Raw genomic sequence first — 25,032 nt, 5'->3', positions numbered from 1 at the left:
GAGATAAAGGAATGTGACTGGAGTTCAGACGTGTGCTCTTCCGATCTTACGATTATTTTAAAGCCCGCTATTCGACCCGTTTGGATTTGGATATGCTAAAGCAGGGCTCTTTTGAAACATGGACGCCCGCACAATATGTCGATCATATCATCCAAGGCGTGTAATGATCGCGATTGATTTGGGTTCGAATACGATTCGTTTTATCGAATTCGACGGCACTGTATGGGGTAAAAGTTTCGAAAAAATCGTCAGAACGGCAGAATCCCTCCATCAGACACGCCTCATCGGTGTACAAGCGATCGGACGGATTATCGCCGCCATCGAAGAGGCAAAAATACATCTCGATTTTGCCGCACATACGGTTGTCGCATATACAACGGCCGCCATGCGGATGGCAGAAAATCAAACGGATGCGATAGATGCGATAGAAGCGGCTACGGGTATCCGTTTTTTGATTATTGACGCGCAAAAAGAGGCATCGCTGACCTTGAAAGCGGTACGTTACCGACTTGATAAACTTGGCATTGAACCTTCTGCCTTTGTGATGGCCGATATCGGCGGGGGGTCGACGGAGCTGATTAGTGCAGATCACGAATCGGTTTCCAGCATTAGCATCAATCAGGGCATCGTGACTCTCTCCGAAAGTGCGGATACGTCTGGATTTTTATCCGAAAAAATTGCCGCTTTTAAAGAACGGATCGTTTCTGACACGCGTAAAATCGAGAACGGTTCTTTGGTACTGACAGCCGGTACACCGACGACGATCGCCGCTTATTTGAACGGTATGGATTACGATCACTATGATCCCCGAAGGATTAACGGCTTTGTGCTCACATTAGAAGGGTGTTATCGTGTTTACGAGCAATTGTTGAGCATGGACGAAGCGACACGAAGACGTTACGTAGGGGTAGGGAGAGAAAATCTCATTATGGCGGGCATATTGATGGTCACGGCAATCTATGAAGCCTTGGGGTATACGGAAGCGATTATTATCGATGACGGGCTGCGTGAGGGGATTGCACTCGATTTTTTTGACCGCTAATGTCATCGATTTTGGAGCTGATCGCAGAATTGGCTATAATAGAGTGATATAAAAGAGGGGGTGAAACAGTGAAATTAACTAATATCAAACGTGTCGGCATCATTTTACGCCCCTCTACACCGGAACTCAGAGATATGTTTTTCGAAGCAAAACGGATATTTGAATCATCCGGTATCGAAGTGATTATCGATAATATCAGCGGCGGCATGATCGGTTTGATGGGACAGCCTTTTGAAATGATGTGTCAAAACAGCGATTTTTTAGTCACGATCGGAGGGGATGGAACCCTCATTTCCGCCGTGCGCCGATCGTATCATTATCGTTTGCCGGTATTGGGAGTCCATGCAGGGAAACTGGGATTTTTAGCCGATTTGGATTTGGCTGAATTGGAATCGTTCGTCCAAAAAATGGGAGAAGGCGAGTACCGAATCGACGAGCGTGCGATGCTTCAGGCAACCATTGTCACCCCTAACGGCGAGAGCGATATCTATGCTTTTAACGATATTGTCCTCACCCGCCCCTCTATCGCAAAAATGATACGGCTAGAGACGTATGTCGACGGGCGGAGTTTTAATACCTATTACGGCGACGGCGTCGTTATTTCGACTCCGACGGGATCGACCGCCTATAATCTTTCTGCCGGAGGCCCCGTCCTTTTTCCCATGACGCAGGTCTTTGCTCTGACGCCGATATGTCCTCACTCTCTGACGCAGCGGCCGGTAGTTTTGCCCGGACATTTTGAAATCGAGATGAAAACTCCCGATCCGAGCGCGTTGGTGATCGTAGACGGACAGGATCTGGTCGAAATCAGTGAAAGCGATACCGTGCATATCAAGCTTGCCTCCGGTGCGGCGAAACTGATCCATCGGAAAGAATTTAACTATTTTGAAGTTCTCAAAGAGAAGCTGGGGTGGGGGAATTAAGCGGTGATTGAGCGATTTTATCTCAAAGAGTTTTTGACGTTTAAAGAGGCCGATTTGGAGTTTCATCCGGGGCTGGTCGTCTTTACCGGACCCAGCGGAAGCGGTAAATCGATCCTGATGCGTTCTATTTTGGCGTCGGTAGGGCTTGACAATGTCGAAGCACAGATATGCGAATCGACCGTTTCATGGATGATCGATGAGGAGCGCTACGGTCTGCAAAACGAGAACAGCAATATTTTCCGCCACGTGAAAAAAGAGAAAACCCGTTATTTCATCAATAATCAAAGCACCTCAAAATCGTCGATGGAGACAATCAGCGGCGAATATCTTCGCCATCTCAGTCTGAAAGATTACAGCGACTTTGAGCCGTCGGCACTGCTTCGCCTTCTCGACGAACGGATCATGCAGCGTTCAAGCGAATACACTACATTGCTTCAAAACCAAAGAGGGCACTATTCCGAGTATAAAAAACTCTCCGACGAGCTGAAAGTCATAGAAGATCAGGAGAAACACCTGGCCGAGCTCAAAGAGTTCGCCCTCTACGAAATAGGAAAGATCGACGCAATCAAGCCGAAAATCGGCGAAGACGAAGAGCTGATGGCCATCAAAAAGCAGCTTTCCAAAAAAGAGAAAATCGAAGCCGCCATAGCACAGGCCGAAACGATATTCGCCTATGAGTCTCAGGTCAGTTCCGCATTAGGGCTTTTGGAGAGCGATTCGGCCTTTTTTGACGATGCTATGAACGAGCTGCGCAATGTATTCGAGAGTTCGATGGAACGTCTTAACGAACTCGAAGAGATATCCGTCGAATCGGTTTTAGATCGGATAGAGCAGATATCTGAGCTCAAGCGCCGTTACGGCAGTGTCGAAGAGGCATTGGCTTATCGTGAGCAAAAGGCGAAAGAACTTGAATCGTATGAGAATATCGAGCACTCCAAAGAGGATCTTGTTCACGCGATCGGAAAATTGAAAACTGCTTTGGATACCGAAGCGAAGGCTATATCGAAAGAGCGTCACGCTATTCTTGCAGAAACACGCGAGAGGCTTAATCTCTATTTGGGGATGCTGTATCTTCGCGAAGCGACGTTCGAACTAGAGCCTTGCGAGCCGAACGCGTCCGGAATCGACAAAGCAGTATTGGGATTATCGGGAACAAAGCTCGACAAACTCAGTTCCGGTGAGTTCAACCGCTTACGTTTGGCTCTGCTGGCATTGGGAGTAGAGAGTATGCAAGGCAGCGGCGGTGTTTTAATGCTGGATGAGATCGACGCGAATCTCAGCGGTGAAGAGTCGATGAGCGTTGCCAAAGTGTTGCGCCATCTGTCAACCCGCTATCAGATATTTGTCATATCGCATCAACCTCAATTGACCTCGATGGGCGAACAGCATTTCCTGATTTACAAAGACGACGAAAGCCGCGTACGTGAGCTGGATGAGCAGGGGCGTATTGATGAAATTGCCCGTATCATCAGCGGCGATGCCATCAGCGACGAAGCGATCGGTTTTGCCCGCGATTTATTTGAACGTTCCCGAGGATTATCATGATTATCGATACCCATATCCATCTCGACGATCCGCGTTATGTTGAGGACTTTGAGGCGATGATGCAGCGTGCTCACGAAGCGGGTGTTGAAGCGTTCGTCATCCCGGGAGCCCACCCCGGTACGCTTGAACGTGCCGTTGGAATTTGCGATGCTTATGAGGATGTCTATTTTGCGGTCGGTGTCCACCCTTACGATATGGAGACGATCGACAGCGTCGATTTCAAGCACTATCTTTCCCATCCCAAATGCATTGCGATCGGAGAATGCGGACTTGATTATTTCCGCCTAGAAGGAAGCGACGAAGCAAAAGTCGAAGAAAAACAAAGACAGGCCGAGGTATTCCGACGTCAGATCCGTCTTGCCAAAGAGTGCCGCAAACCGCTGATCGTCCATATCAGAGATGCCAGCCACGATGCGAAAATGATTTTACTCGAAGAGGATGCCGCAGAAATTGGCGGAGTACTGCATTGCTACAATGCCGACGACGAGCTTCTCTCTTTGGCCAACCAAAACTTCTATTTTGGCATAGGCGGTGTCGTCACTTTCCAAAATGCCAAGAAATTGGTCAATATCCTCCCTCGGATACCCCAAGAAAAACTGGTGATTGAAACCGACGGCCCGTATTTAACACCGCATCCTCACCGGGGAGAGCGTAACGAAAGCGCGTATACCCGCTTTGTCGCCGATAAAATGGCGCAACTGCTGAATATCGACGTCAAAGAGATCGAATCGCTCACGACGACCAATGCCAAAAAACTGTTCGGATTTGGATAGCCATGAAGAGTGAGGAGAGCGGATGAAGGCCATTTTAGCATTGTTAGTGCCGCTGTGGCTTTTTGCCGTCGGATTCGATCTGAACGATCCGAAAAAAATTGAAGTTTTACGTCATTTCGATATCCCTGCCTCTTTTCTGAGCGATCCCTATCTACACGATATCTATGCAAAAAAACGGCGCGAATGTACTCTCAACGGCTTTGCCGATTCCGAAGAGAATGCCGATATCTTTATTCCGATGCTCTCTTCCCTGATCGCTCAATCGGATCTTCCAAGCGAATTTTTATTTGTCGCGATGGCGGAATCGCGTTTGCGGGTAGGGACCTCATCGTCGCGCGGCGCAGCCGGATTGTGGCAGTTTATGGAACAGACGGGGAAATTGCACGGTTTGCATATCGATCAATATGTCGACGAACGGCGCGATCATATCAAATCGACCCGTGCGGCAATCGCCTATTTGAGCAGTCTCAAAAAACAGTTCGGCAAATGGTATTTGGCACTGATTGCCTATAATTGCGGAGACGGCAGGCTCAACCGAGCGATACGCAAAGCGGGAACTACCGATTTAAAAGTTCTCGCCGATCCCAAACGTTCCTATATCCCCCCTGAGAGCCGGAATTACATACGCAGTGTCGTCGCGCTGGCTCTTTTGGCGAGCGACGATGTATTTTTATCGCAGATTCAATACGATTCGGCATTTACGACCGCTCAAGAAAACCCGATAGCAACGGTCTATCTCCCCGAAGGTGAAGATATCGATCGAATCGCCGCGGTATTAGAGATGCCCAAGAAAAAATTGGTCAAGCTCAACACCCATTTGAAAAAAGGGGTGACACCCCCCAATGAAGAATCTTATCCTGTGTATATTCCTAAAGCCAAAGTGGACGAATTCCGTCAAAAATACCGGACACATGCCCTTAAAGGGTATTTTCTAATGCACAGAGTCAAATCGGGCGATACGCTTTCGCGCCTTTCCAGCCGTTATAACATATCGGAAAGTGCAATTATGACCGAGAACATGATTGCTGATGAGAACGATTTGGATACAAAGCGGTATTTGAAAATTCCGGTAAACCGTCCTTCGAATAAACAGGTCGGTTTTCATAAGGCTAGAAAGGGGGAAACCCTCGCTTCAGTCGCCACATTGTATAATCTGACGATTGATCAGATCAAGGCAAACAATCCGTTTGTCTCCAATACATTGAAAGAAGGGCAGGAAGTTAAAATTGATGATTAGAATAATCTTGGTCGGTATAGCTCTCTTGATCGGAGGGTGTACGACCAAAAGCGGCTCATATTCCTATCAGCCGAAGCCGTCCCAAAAATATCCTTCTCAAGAACTCGCGATGAGCTCTTCTAATGTCTACAAAGCCAACGGCGATCTTCATCCTACGATGCGTCCGTACACGGTTATGGGAAAAGATTACTATCCGACCGTCGTCAGTGTCGGAGACACGTTCAAAGGACGGGCAAGCTGGTACGGTCCCGATTTTCACGGTAAACAGACTTCTAACGGGGAAGGGTACGATATGTATGCGATGACCGCGGCACATAAAACCCTGCCGATGAATACCGTCGTTAGGGTAACGAATCTTGAAAACAATGCGCAGACGATTGTCCGTATCAATGACCGCGGACCGTTTGTCGAAAGCCGTATTATCGATTTGTCCTATGCCGCTGCCAATGAGATCGGGCTGGTACAAAAAGGGAGTGCTCCGGTTACCCTCGAAGTTCTCGGTTTCGAACCGGGCGGTATGCGTTCAATCGACATGAAACGTGTAGCACAGGGGCCGAAGCAAAGTGTTATGAATGCGTTTTATGTTCAAATCGGATCGTTTGAACGGTTTGAAGGAGCTTCGTACACGAAACAAAAATATGCTAATTTTAAAGGCTATAACGCAATCATAAAAGATACAGAGTATAATGGCAGACGTTTATTTCGCGTATGGCTCAGCGGATTCAAAAGTGAAGCCGAAGCACGCGATTTTATCTCACGGGGCTATTTTGAAGGCTCTTTTATCATAGGGGAATAGGATGATCCAAAAGAAACGACAAACCAAAGAGACCGATATCGAACTTTCACTCAGACTCATCGGAGAGGGAAAAAGCACGATATCGACCAAAGTGGGGTTTTTGGATCATATGTTGGAGAGCTTTGCCAAACATGCTCAAATCGATCTGTCGGTAACATGTGACGGTGATATCCATATAGACGATCATCACAGCGTCGAAGATATCGGGATCGTTTTAGGACAGGCATTGCGTGAAGCGATATATCCGATCGAGAAAGTGGAACGTTTCGGAAGTGCCGTTATCGTGATGGACGAAGCGGCAGTCAGTTGCGATCTGGATTTAAGCAACCGTCCGTTTTTGGTTTACGATGTTCCTGTTTCCGGGAAAATAGGCGCTTTTGATGCGGAATTGGCCGAAGAATTTTTTCGGGCTGTCGTCTTTAATGCCGGTATTACCGCCCATATCATCATGGTTCGCGGAAAAAACAAACACCACATTATCGAAGCGGCGTTTAAATCCCTCGCGGTTGCTCTGCGCAGAGCGCTGGTACGCAATGAACGTTCCGGTGTTCCGAGTACCAAAGGGGTATTATGATCCGATTGCTTATATTAGACGTCGACGGCTGTCTGAGTGACGGCAAGATCATATACACTGCCGATGGGTTGGAACTCAAAAATTTCAACGTTAAAGACGGTTTCGCGATCAAAGCGTGGGAAAAAATGGGACATGCGGTTGCTATTATCACCGGGCGTGATTCTTCGATCGTTACCCATCGTGCGCGTGAACTTTCCATTCCCCATTTGTATCAAGGTGTCAAGGATAAACGCGCCGTGGCGATGCAAATGTGCGATGAACTCGGAATCGAGCCTCATGAAGTTGCGGCAATCGGTGACGATTTGAACGACTATCTGCTATTGCAATGGGTCGGGCAGGCCTACACCCCTAATGACGGTTCCGAATATCTCAAATCGTTTGCCCATGTTTTGGATCGCAAGGGCGGAGATGCCTGTGTACGTGAGATGATCGAAAAAGTGATCCGTCGTAACGGCGAAGAAGAAAAATTTTTATCTCAGTGGATGTAAATGTCGCTTAACCTTTTTTTTGGATCGATATTAGGTTTGTTATTGGGGATGTATGCCTATTTCGCCCCTAATTATTCGGCACAGCAAGAGAAACGGGAAATCCCGAAAATCGAATTGCTTTCTTTTACCCTTTACGAAATTTCGCATAAGGGAATTGATAATATTTTGGTAGGAGAGGAAGCAAAAAAATTTGATGACCGTTATGAGGTAACATCAGGAAAATTTGGGGATAATACCAAACGTCTTTTTCAATCAATCCGTTCGGATGCGATAACCTATAAAGATCATTTGATTACGTTAAACGGTAATGTCCATTACGTCCGTCAGGACGGTTTGGAATTTCGCTCACACGAAGGGCGCTACGACACAAAAGCTTCTATCGCAAGTACCGAGGGGACTTTTGTTATAACCCAAGACGGAAATCGTGTAGAGGGACAAAAACTTTTCTTCGACACACATAAAGATACCGTATCCGCTGACCGAATACGCGGTAGTTACAATTTACGATAGGAAATTTATCAATGATACGATCGATTATTTTTTTATTCCCTTTTTTGGCGCTGTTATCAACAGCTGAAGAGTTGAAAGTCGTTTCGGACAATTTTAAAGGGGATCAGCAAAAAGGGGTATCCGTTTTTACGGGTCATGTCAAAATCACAAAAGGTTTTGATGAGATGAACGCTTCGAAAATCACAATTTATACGGACAAATCGAATAAACCGTCCAAATATCTGGCGGAAGGGGACGTCTCTTTTTACATCGTTACCGAACAAAACGAAAAATACCGCGGCACAGCCCAAACTGCAGTCTATCTTCCGAACGAAGGGGAGTATCAGTTTTATAAAAAAGTAGATCTGATCCGTCTCGACGATTACCGTCGTGTGAAAGGTGATAAAGTTGTCGTCAACACCACATACGGGCATGCTACTGCTGAAAGTGCCAATAATGAACCGGTGATAATGACTTTTACCCTTGAAGATAAAAAACCAAAAGCAAAAAGTTCTGCTAAATGATTGAAATCATCGATTCGGCTTTTGTGACGTCGGCTCCGAGCATCCGCTTGGCTCCAGAGAATGAGTATCATAACGAAGTTGCTTTTATGGCCCGTTCGAATACGGGGAAAAGTTCATTGCTTAATACTTTAACAAACCGAAAATCGCTTGCTAAAGTCTCGGCGACACCCGGAAAAACACGTTTAATCAATTATTTCAACGTTACCTTCCTCGATCGCGACACCGATGAACGTTTAAACGCTATGTTCGTCGATTTACCGGGTTTCGGATATGCCAAGGTTGCTAAAAGCCTCAAAAGCGACTGGGAAAGTAATCTGACCGGGTTTATTTCCGAACGTAAACAGATACGTATTTTTGTCCATTTGATCGACTGTCGCCATCCCGACTTGGAAATCGATCACTCCGTTGCTACCTACCTCGAAGAGATATGCACGCCCGATCAATATATCATGACGGTTTTTACAAAAATCGACAAGCTGAACCAAAAAGAGCTTTCCGAATTGAAGAAGCGTTTTCCGGAAGCTTTAATGGTTTCGAACTCAAAACGCAAAGGTGTGGATAAAATCGTCGAGCAGCTGTATCGAGCTATCAAAAGTGATGAACAATGAGTACGATCACCTATAAAAAGCCGACTTTGCTTGATATTCCCGCTATGCAGGAATTGGTTGCTCCGGAAATCGAGTCGGGCGTCATATTGCCGCGCAGTAACGATGAAATCGCTACCAATATCCGCTCTTATTTTTTAGCGTTGGATGGGGAGGCATTGGTAGGATTTGTTGCCTTGCACATCCATTCGCCGCTCTTGGCCGAAGTACGCTCGATGATAATCGCTACGGAGTATCGTGGTAAAAACATCGGAACGACGTTGGTTGAAAACGCTTGCGAAGAGGGACGTCGTTTAGGGTTAAAAGAGGTTTTGGCGCTGACGTATCAGCAGCATTTTTTTGAACGTTTGGGATTTATTGAAATTCCAAAAGAGACCATCCCTGAACATAAAATATGGGCTGATTGTATTAAATGTAAACACTTTCCGGTATGCAACGAAGTATCCCTTATCAAAACATTATAAGCAAGCTGCTCCTCATTGCTTTATTTATCGGTTATATCAGCTTAAGCAGCATTTATCTGCTTCTGCCTCCGCTATTGGCCGTATTGTTTTTTGCATACCACGATGCGCTAAGCAAGCATGATTTATTCGGATTAAGTATCGTAAGTGTCATGATGCTGGTTTTCGAAGCGGAAAAAGGATTTTGGTTTGGCAGTACGATCATCTTTTTCACCCTCTTATCGCGTTATGTGATACCGAAATTAGAACAGGTAATTCAATGTCGAATCTGTATGGCCGCGATTTTCGTGTTGTTGGCCTATCCGGGATATTGGATTTATGTTTGGATAGTCGATCAGGTCTTATTGTTTCAGCTTCCTGTGTTGGATTGGCATATAGCCTTGTATATGATCGTTGAATTTTTAGTGATTGCGGCATTGGTATGAAGATTAAAATCATTATCACTCTTTTTGCCCTGGTATGGATCGGGTTGATTGTCCGGGTATTTCATCTATCGGTTCAATCCAATGACTACTATGAAACTCTTTCGGAAAACAATAGCATCAAAACAGAGTTTTCCGCACCGGTACGCGGAGAAATCTTGGACCGTTCGCTAGAGCCGATTGCTATCAATGAGCTCGGATTTAAAATTGCGTTGGCACCTCATCTGACAAAAGGGAAAGACACGGAACGGTTGGATCATGAAATCGCCTATCTCAAATCGATGATCCCTTCTCTTGACGCTGAAAAAATTGCTAAAACTTACAAAATGCAAGACTCTTACTACAATCATTCGTTTATCGATGTCGTCGATTTCGTGCCGCATGAGACGATCATTCCTCTGTATTCGTTAATGAACCTGCGGGAGACGATTCAAATTTCTCCTTCACCGAAACGTCTCTACCCTTACGGTTCGGTAGCGTCGCATTTAATAGGATACGTCTCTAAAGCAAATCAAAAAGAGATCGATACGGATCCGTCATTAAAATTATTGGGGCATGTCGGTAAAAACGGTATTGAAAAATACTATAACAGTTACTTGCAGGGTGTCGCCGGTGAACGTCATATTAAGGTTAATGCCCATAATGTGGAAATAGAGGAGCTTGACCGCACACCCACACAAGAAAACCATAATCTCGTTCTCAATATCGATATGCGTCTTCAAAATTATATCGGTCAGCTATTTGATAAAAAAGTGGGGACGATCATCGTCATGGATGTTCACGGTGCCGTCTATGCTGCGGGGAGTTATCCCGAATACGATCTTAATAGCTTCGTGTCGGGTATCAGTTCGACAGAATGGAATGCACTGATGAACAGTGTCGATGCCCCGTTTACAAACAAACTTATCAGCGGTCTTTATCCTCCCGGTTCTACGATTAAAACAGGCTTGGGACTCATTTATATTACATCGGGTGTTATGGACGAATACAGTACGATTTTCAGTACCGGTTCTATGAGATTGGGGAACAGGACTTTTAGAGACTGGAAAAAAACGGGACACGGTGTCACAAACGTGAGCAAAGCCATTACTGAAAGTTGCGACGATTATTTTTATCAGGGGGCTCTTCAAGTAGGAATCGATCGGATGAGTACCGGATTGATTCGAATGGGATTGGGTAAAAAAACGGGGATCGATTTGCCGAACGAATTTATCGGAACCGTTCCGAGCCGAGCATGGAAACGGGCAAAATTTCATAAACCGTGGTATCAAGGCGAGACGCTCAATACGTCGATCGGACAGGGTGATTTTTTGATTACGCCGTTTCAAATGGCACGTTTTACGGCATTGATGGCTACGGGGTATCTCCCGATACCCCATGTCGCCAAAATGATCGGCGACAATCCGTATACCCCGGTTCCCTTGGATGTGTTGACTCCAACGGAAAAAGAGAAACTGCCGATCATTCAGCGCGCGATGAAGGCGGTGTGCAACGACCCTGGCGGAACGGCCCGATCCTTTGTTTCAACACGCTTTCCGATTGCCGGAAAAACGGGTACGGCACAAACGACGGGGATCGCGCAGGGTGTTAAGGAGCGTCAAAAAGAGCATGATATGGATTATTTTAAACGTTCACACGCATGGTTCACGACATACGGTCCTGCCGATGATCCTCAATTTGTCGTCACGGTAATGGTCGAGCACGGAGGACACGGAGGGGAAGCGACGGGAAGTATCGTATCGGCTATCTACAATAAACTCGACGAGCTAGGCTATATTAAAAAACAGTAGGCGTCTATTCTTCTAAGGTTCTGACAATCAGGCTTTTAGGAAGAGAAAATCGCTCGATCAGTTCGGATTCTTTGTTTCTCATTTCTCCGTTATCTATTTCGTGGTCATACCCGAGCAGATGCAAAAGTCCGTGGATAAAAAGAAGGGCCATTTCATCATCCGCACTGTGACCGAGTTCGTGAGCAACGGATTCGACCTTATCGATGCTGATGACGATACTGCCCAGCGGTGCACCGGGGAAAGGATCGCTCGGAAAGCTTAGAACATCAGTCGCTTTATCGATGCCTCGGAAATCACGATTGATTTCGGCGATTTGGTCATTCGTGGTCAGAATAAGCTCTATTTCAGCATCGCTTATGGCGGTTGCAATGGTTTCAAGCCGCGATATGGAGAATTCTGTTTCGGTTCGGTTGTCAAAATCTATCATAACGGCATTGTAGCATAAGCAAAGAAAATTTATAAAAGTGCCCAAAATAGGGCTTTCATTTAACCTAAAATAGGCAAATAGTCGGTCACTGACAAACCGAAAACGTACCAATATGGCAACGGTTGCCACGAAGGTTGCCATGAATCGCTTTATATATAAAAAGTCATACAACCTAAGCCGAATTATCAAAACGCCCTTAAATATGGACAAAATCAACTAGTGTGACAGAAATACTATGCACATTAGGCACACTTATTTTTTTTGATTATAGCTTCACATGAACTTCATTCTTCTCATTATTTAAAATCGAGTCCTAAGAAAAACAGTATAATATATTGAGAACACTTTATTTTGTTTAATTTAATACATAAATATGTCTTGTTTAAAACTTGACAATGAAATGCATAGTAATAAGAAATGAGGATTTTGAATGGAAAAATTGCTTGATAAGTTGACTTCATACAATATATTTAATTATTTATTGCCAGGGATAATATTCTCTGTTTTATTAGAGAAGACAACCAACTATTTAATCATCCAAGAAAATATAGTTGTTGAAGCTTTTTTTGCATACTTTATAGGATTATTGATTAGTAGAATAAGCTCATTAATTATTGAGCCAATATTAAAAAAAGTAAAATTTGTAAAATTTGCAGATTATAAAGATTTTGTTTTGGCATCAGAAAGTGATAATAAGATTGAGCTATTGTCCGAATCTAACAATATGTATAGAGTTTTTATATCTTTATTTGTTGTCTTGATTATTGTAAATATTTATGAACAATTATTTCAACAAATACTAGGTGAACATACGAATTTTGTAGTGACGGTATTATTACTATTATTGTTTCTTTTTTCATATCGAAAACAAACATATTACATTACACAACGAGTAAAAATTTATAAAAATAAGCAAAAAAAAGAAGGTGGAAAAGATGAGTAAAAATGCAAAGATAATATTTTACCCCGTAGATAATGGCAATATGATTCTCCTTAAATTGGACGACAAAACAACTATATTAGTTGATATTCATGTACGGAAAAAAGCATCAGATGAAAATGAAGAAGATTTTTTTAATGTTATGTCACATCTCAAAGAGAATCTGGAAAAAGATAGTCAAAGTAGATATTTTGTTGATGCGTTTGTGTTAACACATTTAGATGAAGACCATATACGAGGTTTGCAAGATAATTTTTATTTGGGAGACATAGATCAATACAATGATACGAACAAAGAAAAAATTATTATTAAAGAGACATGGAGTTCTGAAAGATTTTGGAAAAGAGAAACAGAATCAATTAAATTGTCAGATGATGCAAAAGCTTACAATAAAGAAATGAGACGAAGAGCCAACCTCCACAAAGATAACGGAGAACAAATTCAAAAAGAGGGTAATAGAGCCATTATCATAGGTGATGACGAAGATGATGAAGGATATAACAATATTATTCACAAAGTTGGTCAAAGCACGTCAAAAGTCAACAATCAGACAAAGAGTAATTTTAAAATAAATATTTTGGGACCATTAGAGCAACAAGAAAATGAAGAAAAAGAGAATTTTGAAGCAAAAAACAGAGCAAGTGTTATTCTCCAAATCGAAATAACTGTTAATGGATATGTAAATAAGATTCTTCTCACTGGTGATGCAGAAGTTGATGCATGGGAATATATGCGAGAAAAATACATTGATAGTTTATTAGAGTATGATGTTTTATGTGTTCCCCATCACTGTTCAATGGGAAGTCTTGGAAGAAAAAATAGTGAAGATAAATATGATATATCAGGCGACGCTTTGGATGCCTTATCACAAGCTAAAGATGGTGCAATCATTATTTCTAGTAGCAAGGAAATTTTAGATGATGACAATAATCCTCCCCATTATGATGCAAAACAAGAGTACCTGAACATTGTAGAAAGTAAAGATGATTTTATTTGTACTGAAGAACATCCTACTAGTAAAAATGTTGAACCTATTATAATTGAATTTACATCAGGTGGTGTACAGCTAAAATCAGGTGGATCGATTAGCAAAGTTACTGTCGCTTCAACTTCTTCAACTAAGAACATATATCCGCATGGAAGATAAAGATTACCTTATTTCGTTAGCAAGGAAATTTGCCAATGAACATAAAGCTATAAATAAAATCTATGATAATTACACAAATGATAAAGGTTTACTTTGTTTTGATGTTGATGTCAAAGTAAATCTACCTTCAAGTTTTAAAAAAAATGGACAAACTAATAAGGGTGTTAAAAGTATAGAAAGAGTTGTTCTTGAATTTCCAAATGAATTTCCTTTTAAATCACCCCAAGTATATTTAAGAGATAAGTTTAATAGAAATTTTGCACATATAAACCCTATTACTGACAAATTTAATCCATGTATTTTTGAAGGCTCTTTAAATGAGCTGATACAACAACCCTTGTGGATGGATGGCATACTTGACCAATTGGTTGATTGGCTTGAAACTTCTGCGTCTGATTCTATGATCAATCCCAATCAGGGTTGGGAGCCTATACGCGTGGATGACAACAATGGAATTATCATATATGACAGAGCATATATAATTCAAGAGCATCTTGCAAATAATAAATTTGCTTTTGAATTGATGTATAAAAAGAGAACTGATTTCTTCATCAGTAGAATTCTTAAAAAAGAAGAAGTTGTAATAGATACTTTTAATAGGAGTTACATATTTTGTTTTTCTTCGGAAAATGTATCAAATGAGTATTTACCTAACATTATTAAAAATTTTACAGACTTAGTAGCTTTTGCAAAAAAAAATCAGATTTCAAATGTCAAAGAATCAATCAATGGAAATTTTAAAAAATTGCAAGATGAAGGGATTACTACATTATTTGTTGCTTTTTTTATAAAACGACCTTACCCTATCATTGACACGAATACAGATATTGAAATATTACATTTTACTATTGAGCTAAAACGACATAAAAAGAAAAAAGATGAAGTTTATCAAGATGCAAAAGTTGAAATTTTATCAGGTTTAAATTTTGCAAATACAGAAGTATTACAACAATTTTCAGGAGCCAAAAATACAATTAAGGAAAAGCAGGCGATTACACAAATAGGATGCGGCTCTTTAGGTTCAAAAATAGCTATGCATTTGGCTAGAAATGGAAATGATAATTTCATACTAGTAGATAATAAATATTTTGTACCAAACAACAATGCTAGACATGCTTTATTTTCATCATTATCTATTTTCACAAAAGTAGAAATTTTACAAAAAGCAATGTATGAGTTGGGCTTAAAAAACATTCAAATACAAGATAAAAGCATTTTTGATATTGTTAATATAGGCACATCAAGTGAAGATATTATTATAGACTCAACTGCAAGTATATCTGTAAATAATTTTTTAACTAAACAAACTTTTAATGGAAGGTTGATTCATACTTCTTTATATCATAATGGGACAATCGCATTCATTGGAATCGAGAGAAAAGATAGAAAAGTTAAAATCATTGATATGATTGCTTTTATGTATCATTTGTGTACAGAATATCAAGAAATAGCAAAAAAAATCAGGGATACACATGCCACCTATCAAAGTATTGGACAAGGATGTGGTTCATTTACAACTGTTTGTTCGGATGCAACTATTTCAATTTCATCTGCTGGCATGTCAAATTTAATACAAAATAAAATTGATAATGGATTTTCTGATAATGGTGAGTTAGTTTTAGGTCAGATGGATGAAAACAATTTAGGCATGAAATGGTTGACACAAACTTTTTTACCTTTAGAAATTAGAACTATCAAAGGAATCCAAAATGAAACATGGGAAATAAGAATATTTCAGCATGTATTAGAATCTATTAAAGAAGAGTCATTAAAGTGGAATGATTTAGAAACGGGTGGGATTTTAATAGGTCACATTTCTATACCTACTCAAACAATTGTTATCACTGGGCAACTAGAAGCACCCGAAGATAGTGAAAGAGGAAAAACAAAATTTTCTTCAGGTATAAAAGGTTTAAGTCAAAAAATTCAAGAAATTGAACATTCATCGGCTATGATGATTACTCAATTAGGAACTTGGCATAGCCACCCAAACAGTTCATCAAGTCCATCATCTATAGATTTAAGTAGTAAAAAACAAATGTATAAAGATAGAAAAGATATGCCTACAGTTTGTTTGATATGGTCTCAAAATGGATTTACTGTTTATTGAGTTTTTGAAATGACTCCAAATATGTCGGAAAATTTACAAACAATACTATCTGCTCTTACATCTGAATATTCTCTTGATCTGTACCTTCCAAACTATCAAAGTACACTTTGGGTCAATTTATCGGATAAAAATAAGTTGATTTACGACACAATAGAAACATATAAACAAAATCATCAAGCTTTAAATCACAGTAAGATTTATAATCTTCATGAAGAGTTCTCTATGCTCATCAACTACGATGAAATAATTTCTTTCAAACATGCATTTATCTATAAAGAGCTTTACAAAATTCTCTATCTAATTGATTCAACTATTGAAATACAATCTTTATTAAATGATTCATCAACCTATCCATATGGGTTTGCTGAAATTCAAAGTGATATGAAAGAAGTAAAAGCTCGAAGACGTCATTACAAAATGAATTTAATCGGAGATACTCAACTTCGAAAAAAAGGCGAATCTCGCTTAAAATATTGGATGATGACACTTTATTTTAAGAATAGGGAATTATTTAAATTTTTTCTTCATATCTTCATAATCAATGATCTTGAAAAAATAAACATTGATGAAGAAAAAGAAGAAGATATTGAACTAATTTTTGAAACATTAATCTACTTTTTAACTCAAAAAACGACTATTAACGCAGTTATTAAAAGTTTAGGGATTCTTCTATATTGGGAGATGAGACACTTTTTAAAGATGAATCATAAAGAATCAGAAGTCATAACGCAAAATATAATATATAAACTTTTTAACCAAGATATTAATATGTACGAATTCAATAAGCATATAACGATCAAATCTTCTATTGGCTTTTACCCCATTTTTTCAGCATCGAAAAAAGAAGTTTTGAATGAAGATGAAAAAGCTTATATCCAGCGCAAATTACTTAAAGAATTGAAGGGTCTTATACCTTCCATCGAGCTGGACATAGCACCATTCTTTGATTCTTTTATTGGCAACTCTCATATCCAATATCTTCAAAAATATCCAGTGGAGTTTTTTCGAATCAATCCAAAATATTCCTCCTGACAGCTACTGTCACAAACAAATATAATTTCCTCAGCTATAGCATAAATCCAAGTACTTGGTAACCATCTTTCTTTATAGGAGTTACCTATGAGCCTTAAATTAAAAGGTGTCCTTATCGGACAATATCCATCAACGTATGTTGATAAAGAAACTTCTATCCCCGTTGTTAAACAGCGCATTCAAGTACTGATCGAAAAAACGGTCAAAAACGGTTCAAAGAGTGAATTAGTTGATCTTACGATCCCCGCTGAAAAAGCCTCCAAATATGTCGGTATGGAAGGTAAACAAATAGAAGTTGATGTTTCTTACTTCGGTCAATGTACCTTCTTCGGAATCTGACAAAGAAAGCGCAATGGTTACGCCATTGCGATTGACAACGCTTGTGCGTCACGATGAGCACTGCGCCTTAGCAGGCGAAGAGGAAGCTAAGAGCATTGATATAGCAACAATCCAAAACAATAAGTGCTTTGGCTCGGACGGGTGCCCGTACTTGGTACGGGCTATCCGAGCGAAGCACTTTAAGCTCAGGGGGTTCTAGTAACACCCCCTGACATAAGTCAAATAACATTCTCCCAATAACAAATTACCAAATAAAAAAGGACGTTAAACGTCGAAAGGAAAATAGCATGCAATATTCTAATGCCGAAAAAATACCCTATGCAAGCGGTATTGATACCCTCTATTACTTTGCACAAAGCGGTGCTTTCTATGATCGGTTATATGAGGACATCATTAATCAAATCGAAGATAAGAAAGCCTATTTTAAATCTCTTAACTATCAGTACACTGATAATGACATCATCGTAAACATTAACGGAATTGATGTGGTTTATAGCGGTATGGGTAGAGACGGATTTCACTGGTTTAACCATGAGTTTTTTAGATCAGGTTTTAAAGACCCTGAGAAGGCTATGAACATTCATAACATACGAATACAGCTCAATGCTATAGGAATCTATACTCTGGGCTTAAAATCGCTTATAGAGTACGTTAACAAGAAATTCTTAGCTGAATTCACGATGGGAGTATTCCCTATCACTCGGATCGATCTGAATATGTTTATCCAACACGATTTTAACTATCTGCGTAAAGAGATGATCCTCTCAAAGAAGCAAAACCACTCTGCCAACATCGGAGAACGATCAAGCGGATATGAGTTAGAGACGTACAATGTCGGTAAGAAACCGTTCTTACTCCGTATCTACAACAAGCATAAAGAGCTGACAACCGCATCATCAATCAAACGGGAGATCATGCACAACCATTTCGGGATTCACGGAATGGACTTGGAGCAACCAATCTTTAACGTTGAATTTGAAATGCATAGAGAGTATTTAAAGCAATACGGTATTGATACTATTGATGATGCCCTTAAACGTGCCAAAGTGCTGTTTAAAAACGCTTGCGATCAGATTCGATTGATTGATCCTGAGAGTATCAGCGAAAAGGCTCTGAATTCATCCAATCGCAAACGGGCAAACACTTCACCAATCTGGAATTATATTAAGTACCACTATGACATTACGGAGTTTATGCAGATTGATACACCGTTGGAGAAGATCGAGAAGATCAGTTTCCGATACTCCCTGCAAGATGCAGAGAAAACAATGAAAAAGGTCATCACACGGTTACTGGTACATGGCAATGATCCAACCTTGCTTTTCTTTCTTGATGTACTTCAAAGAGCCAAAGCGGAATTTGATCTGCGACAGAACATTAAAAATCTGCACGAGGATCATACCGTCGAGCCGACATTCGAAGAGGAACTAAAACAATACAGTGATGAGGGATTATGGAATCTGGATACAAGACTCTCAATCGAGATGGACGGACTGGATCAGGATTCACCACTATATGATGACTTGTCGTATCGCTACATCGCCCTGACTAATGAGATGCAACGGCGGAAGCTGATCCCTGATGTATTTTAAGGGGAACAAATGCTTGATGAAAAATTCCAAGAGCTGAATGAGAAGCTCGACATTATTTTAACCCTTCATCGATCATTGCCAACGTGGTATCCGATCACACGGGAATTTGCCACAGAGTGCGGATACAAAACGATCGACGGATTGCGTAAATGGTGCTATAACAATCTCAATCCTGAGGATTTTGTGAAGCGGGGAAAGCTATGGTATATCAATATAAAATCATTGCCGATAGTCAAAATAAAAGCATTTTAGCTGTAAAATTCTCTCCGTCAGTGTCCGACGAATCAAGGAGAAATCTATGATACGTCGAGTTTATGCAAATCAGCATGGCATTATTACATTAGACAGCGATATGTTCGGTAAACGTAAGCGAATTTCTACTGGAAAAAAAGCAGATAAACGGCTTTTAAAATGGTATGAAAAAAACTTCGATACCGAGTACCGCGAGTTATTTGAGGAAAAATACCAACCCAAAAAAGAAGATTACAGCGATCTTACATTACGAGAGTATGGGATGATGGTTCTTGATCTTACAAGCGAGAATAGAAGGCGATACGTGCATGAGCGTATTAAAAAGACGTTTAGACTTATTTGTGATTTCAAGATGATCGATTCAAAGAAGTTTGGAGAGTTTTTATTAACTGATATTAAAACTACGCACGTTATGAAATGGCAACGGGAAAGTGGGCTTTCGCCTCAAACAGTTTCCACGTATCGCGCGTATTTGAATATCGTACTGCAAACGGCTATGAATGACGACATCATCAGAAAAAATCCCGTAGCACTCGTAAAACTACCGAAAAAACATTTGGTAGTAGAGCGTGTGTACTACACTGAAGAGGAGATAAAAAAGATTCTTGAATCTGCAAAAGGGCAGTTGAAAAACTATATTCAAATTGCTTTTTTCACTGGCATGAGAGGATCGGAGCTTGTCGGTCTAAAATGGGATGATATTGACTTTGAAAAAGAGGTAATACGTGTTGATTCACGAATTGTAAGAGGCGTTGAAGATGAAACGAAGTCACGCAAGATTAGATTCATTCCGATGTTTAAACAGTGCAAAGAAGCATTGCTAAAACAAAGAATGTACAGCGGTCTAAAAGAGTTCGTTTTTATCAATCAATCTGGAAACAGCTATTACGGTTCGCAAACTATGAATTTTAGATTTAAAAGACTGTTGTCCGATAACAATTTAAGACGTGGAACTGTCCATGATTTAAGACGCTCATTCAATACAATTTTGAAAGAGTACGGTTATCCTACCGACTGGATTTTAGACATCATGGGGCACGTAGATGATCGCGTTAATCGCAATCACTACACTGGAAAGTTAAGGGTAGATGCTACAAAGGTCAACAATATTGCCATATAAGCGTGGCAACTATTTGGCAACCCTATCAAAAATAGGCTCTGAAAGTGTCTATAATAGGGCATTCGATGAGATTGTAGCATAAGGCTAGCGTTGGTACAATCTCACGAAAGGTAAAGATCATGAATAAAAAAGCACTGTGTATTATGAGCGGCGGCATGGATTCGACATTGGTAGCGTATATCATGCGAAACCGCGGATATGAGATCGTAGCACTCCATTTTAATTACGGTCAGCGGACTTTACAAAAAGAACTCGAAGCATACCGTACGATTTGCAGCGATCTTAACGTCGCCGAAAAATACGAAATCGATCTGGATTTTTTCAAAACGATCGGGGCATCGGCATTGACCGATCACACCCTCAGCGTTCCTACAGAAGGGATCGAACCGGGTGTCCCTATTACCTACGTACCGTTTCGTAACGGAATATTTTTGAGTATTGCAACCGCAATTGCCGAAAAAGAGGGATGCAGTGCCATAGCAATCGGTGTTGTGGAAGAGGATAGCAGCGGTTATCCCGACTGTCGCGAATCTTTTATCCGCACTTTTGAAAATGCCGCTAATCTCGGCACAAGAGAGACGACGAACATAACGATAGAAATGCCGCTGGTTCATTTGAAAAAATCACAAATCGTTCAGGAATCGATAGCATTAAAGGCGCCGCTTCATTTAACCTGGAGCTGTTACCAAAACAACGACAAAGCCTGCGGCGTATGCGATAGCTGCCGCTTGCGTCTGCGCGGGTTTGAACAGGCCGGTATCCCCGATCCGATCGAGTATGTTTGACGCTTTTAATTCCCCGATAACACTGCACTACCGGCCGCGAAACCGCAACACTTATATCACCATTACCCATGAAGGGGAGGTATGCGTCCGTACGCCGTTCAAAGATATGAAACGGGTGCGGACGTTGTTAAAAGAGCGCGAGGGATGGATCCGAAGCAAATTGACCCTCATCCGTTCCTCTCAGCCATTACAGCAATATTCGCTGGGGGAGAGTATACGGTTCCGCGGTGAAATATTTCCACTGAGCCATTTTCCGGCGTTATCCGCAAAAATTCAACAGTGCAACAATCCCATTAATATTGAAAAATATTACTTTGATTTTTACAAAAAAGAGGCTCAACTGACGATTCCCTCCCGTGTTTCTTATTATGCTCGAAAAATGGGGCTTGCACCGGATGAAATCATTTTTAAAAGAATGCGGCGCCGATGGGGGAGCTGCGATTCACGCAGACGCGTAACGTTTAACACCCTTATGATGCAGCTTACTTACGAACAGATCGACTATATCATCGTGCATGAATTGGCCCATTTGAAACATATGAACCATTCGAAACTTTTTCACGCATTAGTGGGAGAGTATTTACCCGAGCATAAAAAAGTGCGTGCCGAACTCAGAGCGATACGGCCTCTCGGACATTGAGAAACTGGTTCAGACCGACATTGCTCCATGCACGCGATTTTTTCAAATACTCATCCATCGTAGTGTAGACACGTTTGAAAGCGCTGTTGCGCCCGCTTTCGTAGCGAAGATAATCATCCAGCGCTTTTTTAGCTGCGATATTCACGTCTGTTGGAAAAGCATTGATCAGAATCCCCATTTTCTGAATTTCTTGCAAGGCATCGATATTTTTGGCATGGAATTCCAAAGACATGCGATTATTCATCTCCTCGGAAGCGATCTGGATAATCGCCTGATGCTCGGGTGAGAGCTTTTCCCATACCTGCTTGTTAAAGGTAAGTTCCAAAACCGAACCGGGCTCATGCCACCCCGAATAGTAATATTTGGCAACTTTGTAAAATCCCATCTGAAGGTCCAATGCCGGCCCGACCCATTCGGTCGCATCGATCATTCCGCGTTCCAATGCCGGATAGATCTCTCCTGCGGCCAATAAAACGGGATTAACGCCCAGACGGGACATTACTTCCCCACCGATACCCGGAATCCGCATTTTCAGACCTTTCAGATCAGCGAGGGAATTGATCGGTTTACGAAACCATCCACCCATTTGAACGTTCGTATTGCCCCCTAAAAAAGGGTAGAGGTTATGTGCCGCGTACATCTCGCGCCATAGCTCCATTCCTCCGCCGAATAGCATCCACGAATTGATCTCTTCGGAGGTTAGGCCGAACGGCGTCCCGCTAAAGAGGGCAAATGCACTGTTTTTCCCTTTCCAGTAATAGGGGCCGGAGTGAAACGCATCGATTTCACCGGAACTGGCCGCGTCGAATACGGCAAGAGCCGGTACCAGCGTCTCTTTAGGATAAATTTTAATATTGAGCGTGCCGCCGCTGGCCGCTTTTACCCTCTCGGCAAAACGCTCTATCCCTGTTCCCATAATCGGAAATCCGGCCGGCCAGCTGGTCGCGAGCCGGAGCGTCACTTTTTTCTGTGCTCCGGAACTGTTCGAGCATGCATTTTCCGTGATTTGGGAAGGATGTTTGGAATAATCGATCGCCTGACGGTGGTTTTGGTTACATCCGCCGACGAGTAAGGCTGCCGATGCGCTCGCTCCGGTCGCTATAAAGGTACGTCTGTCCATAGTGTCTCCTAAAAATCGAGTTCCAGTTGTTTCATTGAGGAACGGGTAGGGCGTAAAATCCCTTTGTCGACACCGGCAACGAGGGCAAAGTGGAAATCTTTGGTTTGAAGCAGCGAAATAATCTCTTCGGGATATCGGTAAAAAAGGATATTTTCAACGCCGATGGTCAATGCCGAGCGCATGGAATCGGGGAGAAGATAGATAATCTTTGCCCATGAAGCCTGAGCGTCAAGAAAATCGATCTGCTCGTCGATCAATTCGAGATAAGGTTCAAAAATGACAACCCGTTCACTGGTTCCGAACTCTTTGCACTCCAAACGCGAATTGGTGAATACGGGGATGAAATGGCCGATTTTACTAAAACCTTTGATCTGAAACGGGATACGTAAAAAAGTATAGAAAAAAAGAAGATGTTCCAGATACGGGATAAAAAACGGAGAGAGCATCTGGCGCTCATAAAAGGTGTCGTTATGGATAAAAGAGGTCTCAAAAAGGGTTTGTTCGATAATCGTAATCGTACTTTCCTGGGCTCGAATCAATTGGGAATGGGAAATAAAGAGTTCCGGATCGGTCAGCGCCGGAGAAAAGAGGACGATCGATTTTTTTTCCAACGGCCACAACTTCTCCCATACATCGCGCATGGAACCTTCGACATTGCAAAAATTCGATGGGGTAGAAACCATTTGTGACAGATGAAGCGTTATCGGGTCACATGCATAGACTTGAAGTTCTTTTTCAAGCAAATAAAAACGGAGAAGCTTTTTTAAGGCATTATCGAGTTCGGCCACTTTAATCCAAGCGACTTCACGATCTCCCATTTGGGTCGGCTTGTCGAACATGACTCCGTATGCACCGTTTTGGAGCGCTTCGGGAATTTCTTCAGGATTATAGGCGACGAAAAGCGATCCTCGCTTCACTTTGGAAGGTTCGAAGACGACACTTTCAAAGATACTGATCGAAGGATCACTCAGTAGAGTCCCTTTCGTCAGTGCAAGGATATTTTCAAGTCTCATCCAACCGAACTTCCGCTTACACGAGGTTTCTCAGGGCGTACAAGACAGAGCCCTTCACTGTCTTTTGCCGCGAGAATCATCCCTTCCGAAAGGAGTCCCATCAGTTTTGCCGGTTTAAGATTGGCAACAACGCATACCTGCGTTCCCACAAGCGATTCTGCACTGTAGTATTCACGGATTCCCGCGACAATCTGACGCGGAGACTCTTCACCCAAGTCCACCTGAAGACGCAGGAGTTTAGAGCTTTTAGGAACTTCCTGGGCATCCAAAACCGTTCCGATCTTGATCGATGTCTGAAAAAACTGATCGATTGTAATAAGCCCTTCCATCGACACCGTACTCTCTTTTTTCTCTTCCGTTTTGATCGGCTGAACTTTCGGAGCCTCTTCAATCATCGCCTTCGGCGCTTCCGGCATCAACGGTTCCTCCACACGAGGGAAGAGAGGAGGAATTTTTTTGATCGTGAACGTATCTAGCAAGCCGTTGTTGAGGATAAGCTTTTCATAGCTTTGGGTCGTAATCGTAAAGCCGAGCGCATCGGCAATCGTCGAGGTGGTTTTTGGCATGACGGCGTGCAGCATGACCGATGCTTTTGCAAGCAGATTGGCTACCAAGGCAACCGTTGCAAGCGCTTCGTTCATCCGTCCTTCTTTGACTTTTACCCACGGAGCATGTTCTTCGATCGCTTTGTTTCCGATGCTTAGGATTCTCCATAGCTCTTCAAGATAGCGGTGCATTTGAAGTTCAAACAAATACGGTTGAAGAGACGATAGGATCGCCTGTGCATCGGAGAGTTCTTTTGCATGGAACGTTTGCACGTCGGTACTGTCTACGACAAAATCCGAG

The 25,032-nt window shown here is 41.9% G+C and carries 28 protein-coding genes; 24 read left to right on the top strand and 4 right to left on the bottom strand.

The features are described from left to right. The first annotated feature begins 163 nt into the window (after positions 1 to 163). From Q0389_RS02895 to mrdA, 14 genes are all read left to right on the top strand, one after another. On the top strand, positions 164 to 1,042 hold the full coding sequence (locus Q0389_RS02895; protein WP_298691442.1) for a phosphatase: 879 nt from the start codon (positions 164 to 166) through the stop codon (positions 1,040 to 1,042). Positions 1,043 to 1,110: 68 nt separating this feature from the next. Further along, a complete protein-coding gene (locus Q0389_RS02890; protein WP_298691440.1) occupies positions 1,111 to 1,965 on the top strand; it encodes an NAD(+)/NADH kinase in 855 nt (284 codons plus the stop codon). Between the two features lie 3 nt (positions 1,966 to 1,968). After that, positions 1,969 to 3,510, top strand: coding sequence for an AAA family ATPase (locus tag Q0389_RS02885; RefSeq protein ID WP_298691438.1), 1,542 nt, complete (start codon positions 1,969 to 1,971; stop codon positions 3,508 to 3,510). Next, positions 3,507 to 4,283, top strand: coding sequence for a TatD family hydrolase (locus Q0389_RS02880; protein WP_298691437.1), 777 nt, complete (start codon positions 3,507 to 3,509; stop codon positions 4,281 to 4,283). Before Q0389_RS02885 ends, Q0389_RS02880 begins: the two co-directional genes overlap by 4 nt. A gap of 22 nt (positions 4,284 to 4,305) precedes the next feature. Further along, positions 4,306 to 5,520, top strand: a complete 1,215-nt coding sequence (locus Q0389_RS02875) for a lytic transglycosylase domain-containing protein (protein ID WP_298691435.1) — start codon at positions 4,306 to 4,308, stop codon at positions 5,518 to 5,520. Next, positions 5,513 to 6,316, top strand: coding sequence for a septal ring lytic transglycosylase RlpA family protein (locus Q0389_RS02870; protein ID WP_298691433.1), 804 nt, complete (start codon positions 5,513 to 5,515; stop codon positions 6,314 to 6,316). Before Q0389_RS02875 ends, Q0389_RS02870 begins: the two co-directional genes overlap by 8 nt. A gap of 1 nt (position 6,317) precedes the next feature. Continuing rightward, positions 6,318 to 6,890 carry an imidazoleglycerol-phosphate dehydratase HisB gene (hisB, locus tag Q0389_RS02865; RefSeq protein WP_298691431.1) on the top strand — a complete coding sequence of 191 codons (573 nt, stop codon included), beginning with the start codon at positions 6,318 to 6,320 and terminating at the stop codon, positions 6,888 to 6,890. Next, positions 6,887 to 7,378, top strand: a complete 492-nt coding sequence (locus Q0389_RS02860; RefSeq protein WP_298691429.1) for an HAD hydrolase family protein — start codon at positions 6,887 to 6,889, stop codon at positions 7,376 to 7,378. Before hisB ends, Q0389_RS02860 begins: the two co-directional genes overlap by 4 nt. Then, the gene (gene lptC, locus Q0389_RS02855) at positions 7,379 to 7,888 is read left to right on the top strand and encodes an LPS export ABC transporter periplasmic protein LptC (RefSeq protein ID WP_298691427.1); all 510 of its coding nucleotides are present in this window, start codon (positions 7,379 to 7,381) and stop codon (positions 7,886 to 7,888) included. It begins immediately after the preceding gene. An 11-nt stretch (positions 7,889 to 7,899) separates the two neighbouring features. Then, positions 7,900 to 8,391 carry a lipopolysaccharide transport periplasmic protein LptA gene (lptA, locus tag Q0389_RS02850; protein ID WP_298691425.1) on the top strand — a complete coding sequence of 164 codons (492 nt, stop codon included), beginning with the start codon at positions 7,900 to 7,902 and terminating at the stop codon, positions 8,389 to 8,391. After that, positions 8,388 to 8,999: a ribosome biogenesis GTP-binding protein YihA/YsxC gene (yihA, locus tag Q0389_RS02845; RefSeq protein ID WP_298691423.1), complete on the top strand. Its 612-nt coding sequence runs from the start codon at positions 8,388 to 8,390 to the stop codon at positions 8,997 to 8,999. The genes lptA and yihA overlap by 4 nt, the downstream gene beginning before the upstream one ends. Further along, positions 8,996 to 9,460, top strand: a complete 465-nt coding sequence (locus Q0389_RS02840) for an N-acetyltransferase (RefSeq protein WP_298691420.1) — start codon at positions 8,996 to 8,998, stop codon at positions 9,458 to 9,460. The genes yihA and Q0389_RS02840 overlap by 4 nt, the downstream gene beginning before the upstream one ends. After that, positions 9,427 to 9,882, top strand: coding sequence for a hypothetical protein (locus Q0389_RS02835; protein WP_298691418.1), 456 nt, complete (start codon positions 9,427 to 9,429; stop codon positions 9,880 to 9,882). Before Q0389_RS02840 ends, Q0389_RS02835 begins: the two co-directional genes overlap by 34 nt. Further along, positions 9,879 to 11,669 (top strand): penicillin-binding protein 2, encoded by a 1,791-nt coding sequence (gene mrdA / locus Q0389_RS02830; protein WP_298691416.1) that lies wholly within the window; start codon positions 9,879 to 9,881, stop codon positions 11,667 to 11,669. The genes Q0389_RS02835 and mrdA overlap by 4 nt, the downstream gene beginning before the upstream one ends. Positions 11,670 to 11,673: 4 nt before the next feature. Here the strand turns inward: mrdA and ybeY are convergent, their stop codons facing one another. Beyond that, positions 11,674 to 12,096: an rRNA maturation RNase YbeY gene (ybeY, locus tag Q0389_RS02825; RefSeq protein WP_298691414.1), complete on the bottom strand. Its 423-nt coding sequence runs from the start codon at positions 12,094 to 12,096 to the stop codon at positions 11,674 to 11,676. Positions 12,097 to 12,526: 430 nt separating this feature from the next. Between ybeY and Q0389_RS02820 the strand changes: the two genes are divergently transcribed. The 10 genes from Q0389_RS02820 to Q0389_RS02775 all read left to right on the top strand — a co-directional run bounded on the left by Q0389_RS02820 (position 12,527) and on the right by Q0389_RS02775 (position 22,053). Beyond that, positions 12,527 to 13,039 (top strand): hypothetical protein, encoded by a 513-nt coding sequence (locus tag Q0389_RS02820; RefSeq protein WP_298691412.1) that lies wholly within the window; start codon positions 12,527 to 12,529, stop codon positions 13,037 to 13,039. Further along, a complete protein-coding gene (locus tag Q0389_RS02815; protein ID WP_298691410.1) occupies positions 13,032 to 14,183 on the top strand; it encodes a hypothetical protein in 1,152 nt (383 codons plus the stop codon). Before Q0389_RS02820 ends, Q0389_RS02815 begins: the two co-directional genes overlap by 8 nt. Beyond that, positions 14,173 to 16,293 carry a Mov34/MPN/PAD-1 family protein gene (locus Q0389_RS02810; protein WP_298691408.1) on the top strand — a complete coding sequence of 707 codons (2,121 nt, stop codon included), beginning with the start codon at positions 14,173 to 14,175 and terminating at the stop codon, positions 16,291 to 16,293. Before Q0389_RS02815 ends, Q0389_RS02810 begins: the two co-directional genes overlap by 11 nt. A 9-nt stretch (positions 16,294 to 16,302) precedes the next feature. Next, complete coding sequence (locus Q0389_RS02805) at positions 16,303 to 17,325, top strand: hypothetical protein (protein WP_298691406.1); 1,023 nt, start codon at positions 16,303 to 16,305, stop codon at positions 17,323 to 17,325. An 87-nt stretch (positions 17,326 to 17,412) separates the two neighbouring features. Next, a complete protein-coding gene (locus Q0389_RS02800) occupies positions 17,413 to 17,664 on the top strand; it encodes a hypothetical protein (RefSeq protein ID WP_298691404.1) in 252 nt (83 codons plus the stop codon). A gap of 287 nt (positions 17,665 to 17,951) precedes the next feature. Then, positions 17,952 to 19,256, top strand: coding sequence for a hypothetical protein (locus Q0389_RS02795; RefSeq protein WP_298691402.1), 1,305 nt, complete (start codon positions 17,952 to 17,954; stop codon positions 19,254 to 19,256). 9 nt (positions 19,257 to 19,265) lie between these two features. Then, a complete protein-coding gene (locus Q0389_RS02790) occupies positions 19,266 to 19,508 on the top strand; it encodes a hypothetical protein (protein ID WP_298691401.1) in 243 nt (80 codons plus the stop codon). 46 nt (positions 19,509 to 19,554) lie between these two features. Further along, a complete protein-coding gene (locus Q0389_RS02785) occupies positions 19,555 to 20,628 on the top strand; it encodes a site-specific integrase (RefSeq protein WP_298691399.1) in 1,074 nt (357 codons plus the stop codon). 119 nt (positions 20,629 to 20,747) lie between these two features. Continuing rightward, the gene (gene queC / locus Q0389_RS02780) at positions 20,748 to 21,413 is read left to right on the top strand and encodes a 7-cyano-7-deazaguanine synthase QueC (protein WP_298691397.1); all 666 of its coding nucleotides are present in this window, start codon (positions 20,748 to 20,750) and stop codon (positions 21,411 to 21,413) included. Beyond that, on the top strand, positions 21,406 to 22,053 hold the full coding sequence (locus Q0389_RS02775; protein WP_298691395.1) for a SprT family zinc-dependent metalloprotease: 648 nt from the start codon (positions 21,406 to 21,408) through the stop codon (positions 22,051 to 22,053). Before queC ends, Q0389_RS02775 begins: the two co-directional genes overlap by 8 nt. On the opposite strand, the gene dctP is transcribed toward Q0389_RS02775, so the two are convergent. The 3 genes from dctP to metG all read right to left on the bottom strand — a co-directional run. Next, entirely contained in the window at positions 22,025 to 23,173 is a 1,149-nt protein-coding gene (dctP, locus tag Q0389_RS02770) for a TRAP transporter substrate-binding protein (RefSeq protein WP_298691393.1), read from the bottom strand. The two genes, Q0389_RS02775 and dctP, sit on opposite strands and share 29 nt — an antisense overlap. Before the next feature lie 8 nt (positions 23,174 to 23,181). Beyond that, on the bottom strand, positions 23,182 to 24,186 hold the full coding sequence (locus tag Q0389_RS02765; protein WP_298691391.1) for a hypothetical protein: 1,005 nt from the start codon (positions 24,184 to 24,186) through the stop codon (positions 23,182 to 23,184). Continuing rightward, positions 24,183 to 25,032: methionine--tRNA ligase subunit beta (gene metG / locus Q0389_RS02760; RefSeq protein WP_298691389.1), on the bottom strand; the 850-nt coding region annotated here is incomplete at its 5' end. The genes Q0389_RS02765 and metG, both read right to left, overlap by 4 nt.

Origin of the sequence: uncultured Sulfuricurvum sp. (assembly GCF_937936435.1) — a bacterium.
Lineage (GTDB): Bacteria > Campylobacterota > Campylobacteria > Campylobacterales > Sulfurimonadaceae > Sulfuricurvum.
The sequence above is the reverse complement of the archived record's forward strand: the minus strand, read 5'-3'. Positions and strand labels throughout refer to the sequence as shown.

Bases quoted from the DNA above. Each gene is read 5' to 3' on its own strand.
- Q0389_RS02895 (WP_298691442.1), top strand. From the start codon at position 164: ATGATCGCGATTGATTTGGGTTCGAATACGATTCGTTTTATCGAATTC.
- Q0389_RS02880 (WP_298691437.1), top strand. From the start codon at position 3,507: ATGATTATCGATACCCATATCCATCTCGACGATCCGCGTTATGTTGAG.
- Q0389_RS02875 (WP_298691435.1), top strand. From the start codon at position 4,306: ATGAAGGCCATTTTAGCATTGTTAGTGCCGCTGTGGCTTTTTGCCGTC.
- Q0389_RS02870 (WP_298691433.1), top strand. From the start codon at position 5,513: ATGATTAGAATAATCTTGGTCGGTATAGCTCTCTTGATCGGAGGGTGT.
- hisB (WP_298691431.1), top strand. From the start codon at position 6,318: ATGATCCAAAAGAAACGACAAACCAAAGAGACCGATATCGAACTTTCA.
- Q0389_RS02860 (WP_298691429.1), top strand. From the start codon at position 6,887: ATGATCCGATTGCTTATATTAGACGTCGACGGCTGTCTGAGTGACGGC.
- lptC (WP_298691427.1), top strand. From the start codon at position 7,379: ATGTCGCTTAACCTTTTTTTTGGATCGATATTAGGTTTGTTATTGGGG.
- lptA (WP_298691425.1), top strand. From the start codon at position 7,900: ATGATACGATCGATTATTTTTTTATTCCCTTTTTTGGCGCTGTTATCA.
- yihA (WP_298691423.1), top strand. From the start codon at position 8,388: ATGATTGAAATCATCGATTCGGCTTTTGTGACGTCGGCTCCGAGCATC.
- Q0389_RS02840 (WP_298691420.1), top strand. From the start codon at position 8,996: ATGAGTACGATCACCTATAAAAAGCCGACTTTGCTTGATATTCCCGCT.
- Q0389_RS02835 (WP_298691418.1), top strand. From the start codon at position 9,427: ATGCAACGAAGTATCCCTTATCAAAACATTATAAGCAAGCTGCTCCTC.
- mrdA (WP_298691416.1), top strand. From the start codon at position 9,879: ATGAAGATTAAAATCATTATCACTCTTTTTGCCCTGGTATGGATCGGG.
- ybeY (WP_298691414.1), bottom strand. From the start codon at position 12,096: ATGATAGATTTTGACAACCGAACCGAAACAGAATTCTCCATATCGCGG.
- Q0389_RS02820 (WP_298691412.1), top strand. From the start codon at position 12,527: ATGGAAAAATTGCTTGATAAGTTGACTTCATACAATATATTTAATTAT.
- Q0389_RS02815 (WP_298691410.1), top strand. From the start codon at position 13,032: ATGAGTAAAAATGCAAAGATAATATTTTACCCCGTAGATAATGGCAAT.
- Q0389_RS02810 (WP_298691408.1), top strand. From the start codon at position 14,173: ATGGAAGATAAAGATTACCTTATTTCGTTAGCAAGGAAATTTGCCAAT.
- Q0389_RS02805 (WP_298691406.1), top strand. From the start codon at position 16,303: ATGACTCCAAATATGTCGGAAAATTTACAAACAATACTATCTGCTCTT.
- Q0389_RS02800 (WP_298691404.1), top strand. From the start codon at position 17,413: ATGAGCCTTAAATTAAAAGGTGTCCTTATCGGACAATATCCATCAACG.
- Q0389_RS02795 (WP_298691402.1), top strand. From the start codon at position 17,952: ATGCAATATTCTAATGCCGAAAAAATACCCTATGCAAGCGGTATTGAT.
- Q0389_RS02790 (WP_298691401.1), top strand. From the start codon at position 19,266: ATGCTTGATGAAAAATTCCAAGAGCTGAATGAGAAGCTCGACATTATT.
- Q0389_RS02785 (WP_298691399.1), top strand. From the start codon at position 19,555: ATGATACGTCGAGTTTATGCAAATCAGCATGGCATTATTACATTAGAC.
- queC (WP_298691397.1), top strand. From the start codon at position 20,748: ATGAATAAAAAAGCACTGTGTATTATGAGCGGCGGCATGGATTCGACA.
- Q0389_RS02775 (WP_298691395.1), top strand. From the start codon at position 21,406: ATGTTTGACGCTTTTAATTCCCCGATAACACTGCACTACCGGCCGCGA.
- dctP (WP_298691393.1), bottom strand. From the start codon at position 23,173: ATGGACAGACGTACCTTTATAGCGACCGGAGCGAGCGCATCGGCAGCC.
- Q0389_RS02765 (WP_298691391.1), bottom strand. From the start codon at position 24,186: ATGAGACTTGAAAATATCCTTGCACTGACGAAAGGGACTCTACTGAGT.